The 15932-nt window shown below is 44.2% G+C and carries 13 protein-coding genes; all 13 read left to right on the top strand.

Annotated elements, in window-relative coordinates; genetic code table 11:
- The first annotated feature begins 378 nt into the window (after positions 1-378).
- Positions 379-1371, top strand: coding sequence for an ABC transporter substrate-binding protein (locus AB4133_RS07175; RefSeq protein WP_017063893.1), 993 nt, complete (start codon positions 379-381; stop codon positions 1369-1371).
- Positions 1372-1518: 147 nt separating this feature from the next.
- Positions 1519-2418: a proline/glycine betaine ABC transporter permease gene (locus tag AB4133_RS07170; RefSeq protein WP_017059591.1), complete on the top strand. Its 900-nt coding sequence runs from the start codon at positions 1519-1521 to the stop codon at positions 2416-2418.
- Positions 2411-3643, top strand: coding sequence for a glycine betaine/L-proline ABC transporter ATP-binding protein (locus AB4133_RS07165; protein ID WP_372224142.1), 1233 nt, complete (start codon positions 2411-2413; stop codon positions 3641-3643). Before AB4133_RS07170 ends, AB4133_RS07165 begins: the two co-directional genes overlap by 8 nt.
- Positions 3644-4022: 379 nt before the next feature.
- Entirely contained in the window at positions 4023-4427 is a 405-nt protein-coding gene (locus AB4133_RS07160) for an Hpt domain-containing protein (protein WP_017059589.1), read from the top strand.
- Positions 4428-4650: 223 nt separating this feature from the next.
- Positions 4651-6162: a sigma-54-dependent transcriptional regulator gene (locus AB4133_RS07155; protein WP_372224141.1), complete on the top strand. Its 1512-nt coding sequence runs from the start codon at positions 4651-4653 to the stop codon at positions 6160-6162.
- On the top strand, positions 6143-7249 hold the full coding sequence (locus AB4133_RS07150; RefSeq protein ID WP_102428871.1) for a glycosyltransferase family 4 protein: 1107 nt from the start codon (positions 6143-6145) through the stop codon (positions 7247-7249). The genes AB4133_RS07155 and AB4133_RS07150 overlap by 20 nt, the downstream gene beginning before the upstream one ends.
- A gap of 252 nt (positions 7250-7501) precedes the next feature.
- Positions 7502-8878: an O-antigen ligase family protein gene (locus AB4133_RS07145; RefSeq protein ID WP_017059586.1), complete on the top strand. Its 1377-nt coding sequence runs from the start codon at positions 7502-7504 to the stop codon at positions 8876-8878.
- A 92-nt stretch (positions 8879-8970) separates the two neighbouring features.
- Complete coding sequence (locus tag AB4133_RS07140; protein ID WP_017059585.1) at positions 8971-9756, top strand: DapH/DapD/GlmU-related protein; 786 nt, start codon at positions 8971-8973, stop codon at positions 9754-9756.
- Positions 9749-10867 (top strand): glycosyltransferase, encoded by a 1119-nt coding sequence (locus tag AB4133_RS07135; protein WP_136978473.1) that lies wholly within the window; start codon positions 9749-9751, stop codon positions 10865-10867. Before AB4133_RS07140 ends, AB4133_RS07135 begins: the two co-directional genes overlap by 8 nt.
- Positions 10864-12288 (top strand): Wzz/FepE/Etk N-terminal domain-containing protein, encoded by a 1425-nt coding sequence (locus AB4133_RS07130; RefSeq protein ID WP_017063900.1) that lies wholly within the window; start codon positions 10864-10866, stop codon positions 12286-12288. The genes AB4133_RS07135 and AB4133_RS07130 overlap by 4 nt, the downstream gene beginning before the upstream one ends.
- Before the next feature lie 398 nt (positions 12289-12686).
- Positions 12687-13787 (top strand): glycosyltransferase, encoded by a 1101-nt coding sequence (locus AB4133_RS07125; RefSeq protein WP_017070860.1) that lies wholly within the window; start codon positions 12687-12689, stop codon positions 13785-13787.
- Entirely contained in the window at positions 13784-14971 is a 1188-nt protein-coding gene (locus AB4133_RS07120; protein ID WP_017059581.1) for a glycosyltransferase family 2 protein, read from the top strand. The genes AB4133_RS07125 and AB4133_RS07120 overlap by 4 nt, the downstream gene beginning before the upstream one ends.
- A gap of 9 nt (positions 14972-14980) precedes the next feature.
- Positions 14981-15640: a sugar transferase gene (locus AB4133_RS07115; RefSeq protein ID WP_017063903.1), complete on the top strand. Its 660-nt coding sequence runs from the start codon at positions 14981-14983 to the stop codon at positions 15638-15640.
- Positions 15641-15932 lie beyond the last annotated feature (292 nt).

The following is a 15932-nucleotide window of genomic DNA, read 5'->3' as shown; positions in this document are numbered from 1 at the left end:
CTTACCACCTTTAAATCCCTTCAAAAATAAACAGCCCCACACCTAACTTTAGCGGTAATGTGACACAGACGGTTAAAGTGCCATGTAAATCGCATCAAAGATGGAATTCGTACGATTATTCCCTAAGATTATAAATAGAGGTGGTTTTTGACGAATTTGTAATAGTTTGACAAAGTTATCCGATGGCTGTTGAAACACAGTGGATGAATTGGCAAATCACACTTCACTGACTTTGCACGTTTATCTATTCAAACTTCACCCATCCCTCCTTCTGCTCAAATGGTTCAAATACACGGAAAGGATCACCATCGAGCAATTTAGATAATCAATTTACCTTGGTTACCTTAGTTGTATTATTAAAGAGAAAGGAAACTCAATATGAAATACAAGTTAAGCTCCGTATTTTTGTTAGTAGCAGCAGCCAGCGGTAATGCTAACGCTGGAGAATGTGGCAGCGTAACAATCGCAGATATGAACTGGAACTCTGCAACACTGATCGCCAATATCGACCAATTCATCCTTGAACATGGTTATGGGTGTGATGCTGAACTTATCCCTGGCGACACTATGCCAACAGGCACGTCTATGATCGAAAAAGGCCAGCCTGATGTTGCACCTGAACTTTGGAGCAACAGCTTAAAAGACGCATTAGATAAAGGTGTTGAAGAAAAACGTCTTCGCTACGCAGGTAAAGCACTTGTGAACGGCGGCGAAGAAGGCTTTTGGGTTCCAGCTTACCTAGTAAAACAGTACCCTGAAATGGCAACCATCGAAGGCGTACGCAAAAACGCAAGCTTATTTAAACACCCTGAAGACCCAGATACATCTGCATTCTACAGCTGCCCTGCAGGCTGGAACTGTCAGATCAGCGCCGGAAACCTGTTTAATGCTCTTGAGCTAGAAAACAGCGGTTTCACGATTGTTGATCCAGGCTCGAGTGCCGGCTTATCTGGCTCTATCGCAAAAGCTTATGAACGTGAAGAAGCTTGGTTTGGTTACTACTGGGCACCGACGGCTGTGCTAGGTAAATACGACATGGTTAAAGTCGACTTTGGCAGTGGCGTTAATGAGGAAGAGTTCCTTAACTGTACCACTAAAGAAGATTGTGAATCGCCAAAAGCGACCATGTACCCGCCTTCACCTGTTCACACGATTACCACTGAAAGTTTTGCGTCACGTGCTCCTGAAGCATACGACTACTTTACTAAACGTGGTTTCACGAACGACAAAATGAACTCGCTACTTGCTTGGATGGAAGACAACCAAGCTGATGGCGAAGAAGCGAGTCTGCATTTCTTAAGTGAATTCCCAGAAGTATGGCACCCATGGGTTTCTGAAGAAGTGGCTAAGAAAGTTGAAGCAGAGCTGTAAGAGCTTGATTTAATAACAAGTAATTACGCTTCAACAATAAAACAGAAATAACGTCGCTATACTTGATGTTATTCATGATTCGGAGCCCTTTTCATTAGCGATTTTCTTATCGCATGGACAAGTGGCTCCGAACTATAAGGATATAAAATGGCTGACAGCAATTGGTTATCAAGCTTTCCAGAGATGGAACGCGGTGATTTACGAACCATAAAAAAGACGCTAGATGGCGCATACCGTGAATTTTCCCGTGAATACGGCGAAATGATTGAATCTCTCTTTGACCCTCTTCTTTCATTCCTCGTTTGGTTTGAAAAACTCCTTATCTCAACACCTTGGATTATAGTCCTGGCTGTGTGTACCAGCCTTGTCTACGCAGCAAGCCGTTCTTGGAAACTGGCTCTAGGCTGTGTAGCTTCTCTACTTCTCATTGGTTACTTTGGAATGTGGGAAGACACCATGCGGACGCTCAGTATCATCACTGTATGTACCTTGGTTTCAATATTCTTGGGCATTCCGATTGGTATTGCGATGGCTCGTTCAAATCGAGCTCAGTCAATTGTTACGCCGATGCTCGATATCATGCAAACCATGCCTGCGTTCGTTTATTTGATTCCAGTGGTAATGCTACTGGGCATCGGTAAGATTCCAGGGCTAATCGCCGTGGTTATCTACGCGATCCCACCTGTAATTCGTCTAACTAACCTAGGCATACGCTTAGTTGATAAAGAAGTCCTTGAAGCCGCTACCGCTTTCGGTGCGAGCAAAAAGCAACGCTTATGGGGTGTTCAACTTCCTCTAGCAATGCCAACGATCATGGCGGGTATTAACCAAACCATCATGATGGCACTGTCTATGGTTGTTATCGCATCCATGATTGGTGTGAAAGGCCTAGGACAACCGGTTCTCAAATCGATTACTAACCAGTACTTCACATTAGGCTTGATGAATGGTTTCGCCATCGTTGCCCTCGCAATCCTTTTTGACCGCGCTTCACAAGCGTACGCAAGAAGAACTAATGCGCATTTAGGAGGATTCAAGCATGACTAAACCATTGATTGAAATTAGTGGTCTGTACAAGGTGTTTGGACCGAAACCAATGTCTGTTATGAACCGAGTTCAAAACGGCGAACACAAAGATCAGATTCTTGCGGATACGGGTCATACCGTTGGTTTGAAAGAGATCAACCTTGAGATTAACCGTGGTGAAATCTTCGTTATCATGGGGCTTTCTGGCTCGGGTAAATCGACGCTGATTCGCCACTTCAACCGTTTGATTGACCCGACTCAAGGTAAAATCATGGTTGAAGGCATTGATGTGATGAGCCTCAACACTAAACAGCTAGAAGAGTTCCGTCGTCATAAAATGTCGATGGTATTCCAACGCTTTGGCTTAATGCCTCATCGCACTGTGGTTGAAAACGTTGCGTACGGGTTGGAAGTACAAGGCATCAAAAAAGAAGACCGTTTAGCGAAAGCCAACGAATGGTTAGAAACGGTGGGCTTAAAAGGTTACGGCAAGCAATACCCAGCGCAACTTTCAGGTGGTCAGCAACAACGTGTTGGGCTTTCGCGCGCTCTGTGTACTAACGCTGAAATCTTGTTAATGGATGAAGCCTTTTCGGCACTCGACCCTTTGATTCGAAGTGAAATGCAAGACCAGCTTATTGAACTTCAAGAGAAGCTTCATAAGACGATTGTTTTCATCACACATGATCTGGACGAAGCACTCCGCCTAGGCGATAGAATCGCAATTTTGAAAGACGGCGAGTTAGTACAACAAGGCACACCACATGAGATTCTGCTAAATCCAGCCGATGATTACGTGGAAGCGTTCGTGAAAGACGTAAACCGTGCTCGTGCACTGACCGTTGAAACCGTTATGCAGCCTCCTCTGTATCGAATCACATCAGAAACAATTGAAGGTGCTTTGGCACAAATGAAGATGCTGAAAAACGATTACGCTTATCACGTAACGGATGACGGCTATCAAGGCCTAGTCACACAAGAGAGCCTACAAGACGCAGTTGAAGATTCATCGGTACATGATTTTAGTGATGAGATATACGAAAAAGTCCCTGCCATCTTACCAGATGCGGTGATTGAAGAAGTGCTACCGGACACTATGTCTTGTGACTACTCTCTTCCAGTTGTTGATGAAGACGGTAATCTAAAAGGTGAACTCGAGAGAAGCGCTGTTGCTGATATCTTCTCAGAAAGTAGCGAGGAAGAAGTAGAAGCCGACCCAAAGCCAAAGATTGATAAAGCTTCGTAGTCCTACTTTTCGTGATTTAAAGCTCGGCTGTTTAAATTATCGCTATTTGCGTTATCGCTATTTAGATTAGCCCAAACTGCTTACCCCGCTCTAAGACCACTGTTGTTAATTCACTGCAGTGGTCTTTTTTATTTGTATCGGGCTCGTTTTCTTCTGAGATCTACCCGCACCTTAGGCTTTATAGGCACCTAAGTTTATATTTCATAAGAGAAAACAAAATAAAATCAGTCCGTTAGGTTTGTCACAAACCCAATAGCAAGATGAGTGAGATGCCAATTAAATGCTCTATTTGTACGGCAACCAGTTGAAATTATTCTAGAAAATGACTAAAACTTAATAGTATTAACAGATATTAAGCTCAATAAAAGGACTTAGTTTGATGAATTCTACTTTAGCGTCAGACGCAGCTACAAATCTAAACTCACAACAAGTGAGCGAGCTTGTCGATGAAAGCGTTCTGGAGCAAATGATTCGCGATACAAGTGCGGACATTATCCCTATCTTGATCGACCATTATGTCGAAGAATCACAAACACGCTTGGTCGCTATAAAAGAGGCAGTCACGCAGAAAGACGCTCAAACACTTGAGTTCGAGGTCCACACTCTCGGCAGCACAGCGCTTTCGTTAGGTAATCGCCCTTTGGGTGAATTAGCTCGAGCTTTAGAAAAGCTATGTTTAGAACAGAGTCATGATGCGGCATTTCGACAAGTTGATGAATTACTAGAGCTCGCAGAGCGTTCAATAAAAGCCTTGCTTGAAAGGAAAGAGGCAGGCTTCAGCTAGCTTTGCATGTTCATTATCGGTATCAGATTAAAAACTCAAAACAGTCGTTATTAATATAGTCGCCATAAGATGGGCTCCATCATGAACAGCAATGCGAGAAGTTATACAGGCCGCTTCTTAAAAGATAGCATGTGGTAGATAACAAATACACAAGACTCGTATTGATGGTTGCATATCACTATGTTATTGATTGGTTAGGATAAAGTTTCAAAAGGAATACACAATGCGCCCTAAGGTATTGTTAGTTGAAGACTCCACCTCACTCGCCGTACTCTACAAGCAGTACGTAAAAGACGAGCCCTATGATATTTTCCACGTCGAAACCGGCGCGGAAGCTAAGACCTTCATTGAAAGGCACTCTCCACAGCTTGTGATTCTCGACCTTAAGCTTCCTGACATGCCAGGCGAAGAAGTCTTAGATTGGATTACTGCTAACGAAATACCGACCGCTGTCATCATCGCGACAGCGCATGGTTCAGTAAACATCGCGGTAGACCTTATCCAACGCGGTGCAGAAGACTTCTTAGAGAAACCCATTCAAGCCGATCGACTCAAGACCTCTGTTAGCTTGCATCTAAAAAGAGCGAAACTCGAAAACCTCGTCGATAACATGCAAAGCAAATTCGATCGTGATCGTTTTCATAATTTCATTGGCTCTTGCCTACCCATGCAGGCGGTTTACAAGATCATTGATTCGGTAGCACCAACCACTGCCAGCGTGTTTATTAACGGCGAAAGTGGTACAGGTAAAGAAGTGTGTGCGGAAGCGATTCACCAAGAGAGTCAGCGTAATGGTAAACCCTTCGTGGCCATTAACTGCGGCGCTATCCCTCGAGACCTAATGGAGAGTGAAATCTTCGGTCACGTTAAAGGTGCGTTTACCGGTGCGACAACCGACCGTAAAGGTGCAGCAATGCAAGCGCATGGCGGTACCCTATTTCTCGATGAGCTTTGTGAAATGGAACTGGAGATGCAGAAGAAGCTCCTCAGATTTTTGCAAACTGGTACGTTTACTCCACTCGGTGGCAACCGCGAGATTAAAGTGGATGTCAGAATTATCTGTGCGACCAACCGCGATCCACTGGTTGAAGTAGAAGAAGGACGTTTTAGAGAAGACCTTTACTATCGTGTTCACGTTGTGCCTATCGAAATGCCACCGCTTCGTGAACGAGGAAGTGACATTGTCACCCTATCTAATCACTTCTTGAAACTGTACGCGAAGCAAGACAAGAAGAAGTTCAAATCAATAGACAAGGAAACGCAGAATCTACTTAAACGTTATGCGTGGCCAGGCAATGTGCGTCAGTTGCAAAACATCATCCGTAACATCGTGGTGTTGAACAATGAAACGAGCGTGACTAAAGACATGTTACCGCCTCCGATTAATAAAGTAGATGCCGCTCCATCATCTAAATCAGTGACACCAATTCGAGTAACTGCGCCTCAACCTGCAGTTGTTGAAGCACCAGAAGCTAAGTTGCCACCGATTACTCCGGAAGAGTTGGAACAATCGTCAGTTGCTCAAGCTCACAACGAGCCGATGACGCCTGCATTTACCACAAGCGAAGGTGCTATTCGTCCAATGTGGCAAATAGAACGTGAAGCCATTCAACATGCCATCAATCATTGCGATGGGAATGTGTTAAACGCTGCTGTGCTGTTAGAACTTAGCCCTTCTACTGTTTATCGTAAGAAACAGGCTTGGGAATCGGAAGATGAGTACAATCAAACCTAACCAAGGTATACTCGACATAAACCTTCATGAGATTTGGCTGTTGATCGACAGCCAAACTTTTGGAGGCATAGAAACGCATGTTTTAGAATTAGCACAAGGCCTGATATCGGAAAGCGCTCAGTATTCAGAGGCTGTTCGTATCGTTCTTTTGACTAAGTTTAATCCTGAAGCGATCATCGTTGAAAAGTTGAATGCGCTGAACATCCCTTTTAGTTACCTCTCCGATTTAGCCTCATGTTCTGTAGATTCAAATGGCAATAGCGCGACACAGCTGAAACGTGCAGTTCAACATTATCAACCAAGGCTTATCCATGCTCATGGTTACAAAGCCAGTTTGGTCAGCAAGTTAATCAAGCTTCCGCCTCGTTTCAACAACACAAAGCAAATCACCACTTATCACGCAGGTGAAACCCCAACAGGCAAAGTATGGCTTTATGATTGGCTCGACCGTTACAGCAGTTTTCTTTCTGATCAGTCGCTCGTGGTCAGTGAAAAGATTAAAGCGAAAGTGCCGAGTCAAACCCATCAATTGAATAACTTTGTTAAAATGCCAACCGGGTTAACAAGCTCCCCTTCATCAAGCCCATTCCATGTTGGTTTTGTGGGGCGATTGAGCCATGAAAAAGCGCCTGATCGATTTGTTGCATTAGCCAAACAGTTTCCTGATGTTCGGTTTGAGCTTTTTGGTGACGGGCCAGAAATGGACATCTTAGTTAAATCGCAGCCTGATAATGTGACCTTTCATGGGCATCAGACCAATATGGACGACGTCTGGAGCCAAATCGATCTGTTAATCATCCCTTCTCGCTTTGAAGGCTTACCTATGGCGGCATTAGAAGCCATGATTCGTGGCATTCCCGTTCTCGCCACCTCAGTTGGTAACTTGCCTCAACTCATCGAGCATCAAGTTAACGGCTACCTTGCAAATTCAGAAGCTGAGCTAGAACAGTTTTTATCTTTGTGGATGTCATTGACGAACGAGCAACGTAACTCTCTCAAGAGTCACGCGATAGAAACCGTGAAAAACCAATACTCTCCACAAGCCGTTGTCCCGCAGTTGTTGGAAATCTATCAACTCGACCGTTAATTCTAGCCTTAGTCGATAACTGGTTATTTTGGCTTGATGATTTAAGTACTTTAGACAGTTTTATACTGATTCTCAAAATGACAAAACTCACCTCAAGGCTACGCCCTCACTTAATAATCCAACATTAAATCAGTAAGTTAAACAAAATGCATAACTGGCACTCACTTTGCAATCTTTAACATCAGGCGTAACTACGTCTTAAAAAGATTACGAGCCGAGTCCTAAAGAGTTTATTTGCCAATAGAGGTCACAATGGTCAACCCTGAAGCCAATAGATTGCCAGTCATCATCACGATCAGCACCTTGTGTGTTGGGCTTGGTGTTGTTTGGTACTTTGTGCCTCACCCTGCTGTCATTGTGGCGCTCGCTCTTGTGCCATTGGCCGGGTTATTCGTGTTAAACAAAACATTCTGGTTAGTTTTACTGTTCGTTGTCTTTTCATTTTTCCGAATTCACGAAGCTATACCTCAGCTCTATTCGCTAAAAATACCGCTGATGCTTTCATTAGGCGCTCTGTCGGCTCTTCTATGGCATGCATTAATCAGTAAAGAACTTAAAATCTTCTGGCACCCTTGTTTAAATTGGCTCGCCATATTTTGGGTATTGGTTTTCATTGGTATTATCTTCGCGTCCAACAGGCCAATAGCACTAGCAGAATTCAAGGGCGTTTATTGGAAAATTATAGTGATGACGCTTGCGATTACTTGGCTAGTAAACACCACGGAAAATCTCGCAAAAACCGCGATGACGATTATCTACGCTGGCGCTTTAGTCAGCTCTATTGCCGTGTACAACTCAGTAAATGGTATTGGGCTTGTCGAGGGCTCACGCGTGACTATTGGCCGCGATTTTGGCTCTATGTTAGGTGACCCGAACGACCTAGCACTGGTACTGATGTTCCCACTCGCCTTTACAATAAGCCAAGCCACCACGACTGGCATCTCACGATCCAAACGTTTAATCAGTGCCTTAGTTTGTCTGTTACTGCTCGCCGCCATTATTGCCACTCAAAGCCGTGGCGGACTACTGGGGTGTATTGCGGTGATTGGTATTTTTGCGTGGAAGCTAGTGCGCTCTAAAGTTCTCTTAATCTCAGTGGGAACTGTCGCGGCCGTGGTGCTCTATTTAGTTGCTGGTATCTCAGACAGATCTTCTGGTGGTGCCGCTGAACAAGGTATCGATGAATCTGCAATGGGTCGAATCTATGCTTGGGAAGCAGCAATAAAGATGGCAGTTGAGAATCCACTGACCGGCGTAGGGTTGAACAACTTCTTCTCGAACTACTTCTTTTACAGTTCGCATTGGGACGGACTGAATCACGCCGTTCACAGTACCTGGTTTGGTGTGTTGGCAGAAACAGGCTTTATTGGTCTGATCATTTTTGTCTGCCTTATCGTTTCTTTGATCAAAACCTCTCGCTCTACGCTAACGAGGTTAAAAAACTCGGCCACAGAAATCGCCCCCGAACTCAATGCGGTCGCCTATGCGATCTATGCAGGTCTGATTGGAACAATCGTGTCGGGTACATTTTTGACTCAAGGCTTCAACTGGCCGATTTATATCCTCGCAGCACTCACAGTTTGCGTCTCAAATGTATCTCAAACTGCCTGTCAAAATGAGAAAACCTAAAAGACACATTTTAACCTATTGAAAATATTACATTTATTAGATGGCACAATATATGAAAGTACTTCTATATAACAAAAAAGAGGATTTTCATTATGACGTCAGTATCTATACATCAATTCAAACATTGGCTTAAGTTTCATCCTAATTCTCGAATTAGAAATGTGTTTTTCATTTTGAAAAACATCAGAAGCGCAGAGCTACCTACCCCTAAACTATTTAATCGCTGTCTATATCAAGCGCACAAGCTAGTGGTGAATCTGGTTTCTGGCTTTACGCGATTCTTCTACTGGACTCCGGCTTTCAAAGGTCGTGTGGCTCAATGTGGCAAACGCCTGTATTTGTATGGTGGACTGCCTTTCGTCAGCGGTCCGGTGCAAATTACGATTGGCGACAACTGCCGTATCTCTGGCCACACGACATTCTCTGGTTGTACTCAACAACTTGAAGGCTTGGAACACCCACTATTGTCGATTGGCAATAACGTCGACATTGGTTGGCAGTCGACTATCGCTGTTGGAGGTAAAGTGGTTATCTCTGACAACGTACGAATCGCAGGCGGCGCTTTTCTATTTGGATACTCTGGACACCCGCTTGATGCAAAACGCCGAGCGCTAGGTGAAGGTGACGACCCTCAGCAAATCGGTGACATCATTCTTGAACCCGATGTTTGGTTAGGCACGAATGTGACGGTTAAAGGTGGCGTAACCATCGGCGAAGGTGCCGTAATAGCCGCAGGCAGCGTAGTAACAAAGAACATCCCGGCTTTTGCAATCGCAGGCGGTAACCCAGCTCGAGTTGTCGGTCACATTAAACCCGTTGAAGTGACAGAATCCGATATGTTCGATTCGTTAGAGACTCATGGAGGTGACCATGCGTGATTTAATCGTATTTGGTGAAGACTTTGGTGGCCTACCTTCATCGACTCAACATTTAGTTCGTCACCTTGCTAAGCAACACAAAGTCTTATGGGTCAACTCTATTGGCTTAAGACAACCGAAGCTGTCCGCTAAAGATGCCAGCCGAGCGTTCAACAAGTTGTTTGGTAAAACCAAAGCCGTTACTCAAAACATGCTCGACTCTGAGGGACACGACAACATTACTATCGTTAACTTAAAGACAATCCCTGCGCCTGCTTCTAAATTTTCTAGAAAGTTGGCTCAGCAAATGATGTTGCACCAACTAAAACCGATTATTGCGGAGCTTAATCTGAACGCGCCTATCCTATGGACTTCTCTTCCGACCGCTGTTGATTTGTGCGGACACTTAGGCGAGTCATCTGTGGTCTATTACTGCGGTGATGATTTTAGCGCGCTGGCTGGTGTTGATCATGACACCGTTGCACAGCACGAATCAGAGCTAATCGAAAAATCAACGCTTATATTCGCGGCTAGCAAAAAATTGATGGGTAAATTTCCAAAGCATAAAGCGCACTTGCTACCACATGGTGTCGACGTAGACCTATTTTCAACACCCGCACCAAGAGCAAAAGATTTACCAAGCAACCACCGCCCTATTGCTGGTTTTTATGGCAGCCTTTCTAAGTGGCTTGATTATGAAATGATTGATCATGTTGCGAATGCGATGCCGGAATGGGACTTTGTTTTCATAGGTCCAAACGAGCTTGATACGCTCATGCTGCCTAAGTTGAGTAACGTACATTACCTTGGCCCTCGTCCACACCACACGCTACCAAGCTATTCTCAACACTGGGATGTGAGCTTGTTGCCGTTTGTTGATAACGAGCAGATCCGAGCGTGTAGCCCACTCAAACTAATGGAATACCTTGCGGCGGGCACACCCATTATCACAACACCGTTCCCTGCTTTGGTTCCATATCAAGGGCACGTAACCACGGTTGGCAGTGCCAACCAAATGATTTGGGCGCTTGATCATGCACGCGAGCTAAGCAACTCACCTATCTCTGTCGTCGAACAAGAGAGCTGGCAGAACCGTGGTAACTTCGTACATTGGATGTTGGAGCTATTATGAATAATCTGAAATTGCGGTTATTAGTCATCATCAATGCGATGTGGCGCCAACGCTACGTTATCGTTCTGCCAATGCTTATTTTGCCCTTTGTAGGCTTTGGTGTGAGCAAGTTGGCTCCAACTAAATATGACGCGCATACCAGTATGTTGATTCAAGAAACGGCCAAGATGAATCCATTCTTGGAAGACATTGCCGTTTCGACGATGCTCAAAGATCGACTTAACGCATTGAGAACACTGCTTCACAGTCGACATGTGCTTTACTCGGTCGCTGATGAACTGCAATTAACCACGCCAGATATGCCTGAAATTGAGAAACAAGAGATCATTACTGACCTGTCTCAACGTCTAACGGTGACTCAGCTTGGAAAAGATTTTCTAAAGATAAGTCTAACGTCGAACACACCAAATGGAATGGAAGCGACGCTGCGCTCGGTAAGTGAACATTTCATTGAACAGTTACTCGCACCGGAACGTTCATCGATTGAAGATTCAAGTAACTTCTTGAAAATCCATATCGACAAACGTAGCGCAGAGCTTGCAGAAGCAGAAGAAGCGCTAGCTGCATACATGAATGAGAATGTTCATTCGACGCCTGAGGTACAGAGCCAAAGTTTGAATCGCTTAGCTTCACTCAAACAAACACTGGCAGAAAAAGAGGCCGAGTTATCGGGTGTCGAAAAAAGTTTAGGGTCAATCGACCAACAACTTTCAAGAACCAACCCTGTGATCGGTAAATTAGAAGACCAGATCATCGACATTCGTAGCGACCTTACCTTGTTACAAGCTAAATACACGGACAAGCACAGTGCTGTGCAAGCTAAAGTTCGTGAACTAGACAGACTTGAAAATGAGAGAAAGAGTTTACTCGAGGTAACCCAGCCTACGATGAACAGCGACCAGCTTTGGGACATTGCAAGTAGTACGACACTGAACAAACTTTCGGATACCCAACCTCTTTTAGTCACCCAACTACACAGTTTACAACTGGTTCGCGCTCGCTTTGAGTCTTTAACTGAAGAAACGAAAAGCCTTCGAACTATGATTTTCGAATTAGAACACAAGGCCAATAACTTCGGCGAAAATGCAAAAGAGATGTACCGCCTTAAACGTCAAGTTGAAATCAAACGTCAACTATATGATGAACTGACAGAGCGTTATGAAATGGCTCAACTAACGGGTTCGCTTGGTGTATTCGAGCAAAACAAACGTGTGAAGATTATCGATTTGCCTTTCACACCGAGTGTCAAATCTAACATGCCGACTTTTGTTTTTATTCTGGCTGGATTCGTTGCAGGTATCGGACTGGGTATTGGTTTAGCGGTATTGTTTGAACTGTTTGATTCTTCAATCAAACGCAAAGACGAAATCGAAGATATCTTGGGTGTCCCTGTGATAACGGTGATCCCTAAAATGAGCTAGTCAGCCTCAAAGCCATTTTTGACTTGCTAGATTCACAGCTTTCTAATTTCCTAGCTTCGTGCTTCCTAGCTTTCTAGTTTCCAAGCTTCGTGCATCCTAGAGCAAAGCGCCAACACTCGCTTGGCGTTGTGTTTGTTTAAGGCCCCAATTATTAATCCCACTTTCGATTTCCCCAAGCACCACGATTCAAATAGCAATTCAATCGTATTTTGTTTTGATTCCCATTTTGAGAAATGAAAACTGCCCTAGAATTAAACAATCTAAACAACTGAAAAATAACGGTTATTTAATTGGCACAACTCCTGCAATCTCCTTGTGTAGTTAAACGTTTTAAAGAAGTTACTTCAAGAGAAACGTCAGAAAGGCGAAACAACAATTATAAAGGCAGGGTCCAAACTATGAATACGCATTTAACGAAGCATGGCAAAAAGATCATACACGTTGTTCAGCACCTTGCACCGGGTGGATTAGAAACCCTAACTCTGGATTTGCTCCGCCTTGCTAAACCAACAGACCAAGTGTTGATTGTCAGTTTAGAGGGTACTAAACAAGAGTCTATAAACAACTGGCCGAAGCTAGAGCCATACAAAAAGCAAATCGTCTTTTTGGATAAAGCACCAGGCGTACAATTCAATATCATTATTAAGCTAATTAAAGCCTTCAACGCGATTCGCCCTGATGTGGTTCATACCCATCATATTGGCCCACTGTTATACGCTGGTTATGCCGCTCGCGTAACCGGGGTTCCAACTCGAATCCATACCGAACATGACGCTTGGCATCTGAACAACAACAAACGTCGTCGATTACAAGCGCTTGCTTTAAAAGCTGCTCAACCAACGTTAGTTGCCGACGCGACACGTGTTTATAACCAACTACGCACTGCTTTTTCTTATGAGAACATCATTACCATCAAAAATGGCGTTGATTGTGAGAAGTTTAAGCCAATGTCGAAAGAACACGCGAGAGCAAAACTAAACCTGCCGACAGACAAACACATCATCGGTTGTGCAGGTCGACTAGAACATGTCAAAGGCCAAGACCAACTTATTAAAGCACTGACTCTTTTACCTGCAAACATGGTTGTCGCATTGGCTGGCGGCGGTACTAAACGCAATCAACTAGAGCAACTGACTAGCCGCTTGAATCTGAGTGACCGAGTCATCTTTCTTGGCTTAGTTGAAGACATGACCACGTTTTACGGAGCGTTGGATACGTTCTGCCTACCTTCACGCCACGAAGGGCTGCCGCTTTCTACACTTGAAGCTCAAGCATGCAATATTCCAACCGTCGCAATGGACGTTGGTGCCGTCGATGAAACCTTATGTCCAGTCAGCGGCGCCCTCGTCAAAAGCGGCAGCATTGTGGGGTTAGCTAGTGCGCTATTAGAAAAGCAAAATGAACGCTTTTTGTCACCTCGTCGTTACGTACTCGAAAACTTCGACATCATCAAAATGGTTTCGTCTTACAACGATATATCAGAAGGAGCTTACGCATGATTGATTGGTTGCTTGCGGGACTTTGTTTGTTTTCAGGTGCGTTGATTGTCTATCATCACGCAGCCTACCCTTTGTTACTGCGTTGGTATGCGAAAAGCCACCCCGCACGCAAAGTTGAAGAGAGTCATCGTTGCTACAAAGAGGAACAGCAAGATTGCACGTTGCCGACCATCACCGTTCTTGTTCCTGCATTTAACGAAGAACAGTGGATCGCAGACAAGATTCGTAACCTTGCTTCACTCGATTACCCAAAAAAGAAGTTGGAAGTCATTATCGCTTGCGATGGTTGCACTGATAACACAGTCGCCATTGCACAAATGACCATACAAGAAGCGATGTGCAGTGATGTCTATTTTGAGATACATGACCATCAAGTAAACCGAGGTAAAGTCGCGGTTGTTAATGAAGAAGTGACACGTATAACCAGTGATATCACGGCGATGAGTGATGTTTCTGCCCTTATTTCATTGGATGCTTTGCTTATAGCTGCCGCTCATTTTGAAAGTGACAAGGTTGGAGTGGTAAACGCAACGTATCAACTTTGTCCAACAGGCAATGAAGGCGAAAACACGTATTGGCAGTACCAAACCGCGGTTAAAGAGTCTGAGGCTTCATTAGGTTCTAGCTTGGGTTCTCATGGCGCTTTCTACTTGTTTAGAACACACCTGTTTGAACTGCTTCCACTCAACACTATTAATGATGATTTCATCTTACCGATGCAAATCGTTAAACAAGGTTACATCGCCGAATACGAAACCCAAATGGTTGCATTAGAGCTAGAAGAATCGAACCTAGAAACAGACTTCAAAAGAAGACTTCGTATTTCAGCGGGCAACATGCAACAAGCGATTCGATTATTTGCCTTGTTCAGCCCGAAGTTTAAAGGCATCGCGTTTGCGTTCTTTTCAGGAAAAGGACTTCGCCTACTCACTCCCTATTTAATGATTGTGTGCTTAGTGTGCTCAATCTTACTTAGCAACTACTTGGTATTTGAAGCGCTGTTATGGGCTCAAGTTGCCGTTTATACCATTGGCGTCCTTGGCTGCATCTTGCCAAAGCGTCTAGTAAACAAACCTATTTCATTAATCTCTTATTTGATAGTTGGACACTACGCCAACTTCATTGGTGGCATTCGTTACCTAATCGGACTAGAAAACTCACCTTGGACACGAGCAAATCATTAAGGACTTATTATGATGAACATCGAACAGCTATCTACCCAAAACCTATACCAATACAAAATCTCACGTGCTAAACGTACTTTCGATTTTGTAAGCTCACTGATTGCTTTGATTTTGCTAGCGCCCGTATTTCCGTTGATTGCGATGGCGATTGCACTCACTTCTCGTGGCCCTATTTTCTACCGTCAATTGCGCGTTGGTAAATCGACACCGGAGAAAATGGAAATCTTTGAGATCATGAAATTCCGTAGCATGTACGAGGATGCAGAAACTCGCTCTGGTGCAGTTTGGGCTACCGCGAATGACCCGCGAATCACGCCTGTTGGCCGCTTTTTGAGAAAGACACGTCTTGATGAACTGCCACAACTGATCAATGTACTGAAAGGTGAAATGTCTCTAATTGGCCCACGCCCTGAACGCCCTACTTTTTACACCAAACTAGAGAACGAAATTCCTTACTTTGCTGACCGTACATACGGTGTAATGCCTGGTATTACAGGGCTTGCACAAGTAAATCAAGGTTACGACACCTGTATTGATGATGTACGTCGTAAAGTAGGTTTTGACCACAGTTATGCACTAAGCCTATGTTCGGTTAAGTCTTGGATTGCCGCTGATCTCAGCATCATCTCTAAAACAATCATCGTAATGGTAGATGGTCGAGGTCGCTAAACCAGTATGGTCTAAAGTGAGAGAACCAGCTGCTTAGTCCAAGGTGAAAAATAGAGCAGTCTTGTCCAATGTGAACACAAGGCCAGCTTTGATAGTGATTTATCGGCTGGCTTTTTACTGCCTCATTCATATATCCCAAGTACTAACGTTAGTCGAAAAGCAGCTTAAGTGCTTACAACCTAAAAAAGCTGTGCACTTTAAAACGTACAAAAGAGACCGTGGTTTTCTGCTTTATTGCCTTGGTGACACACAGTTCCAGATCATGGAAACGGGTTACCACAGCCATACATTT

It is taken from the genome of Vibrio sp. 10N.286.52.F8 (assembly GCF_041468745.1).
Lineage (GTDB): Bacteria > Pseudomonadota > Gammaproteobacteria > Enterobacterales > Vibrionaceae > Vibrio > Vibrio crassostreae_C.
The sequence above is the reverse complement of the archived record's forward strand: the minus strand, read 5'-3'. Positions and strand labels throughout refer to the sequence as shown.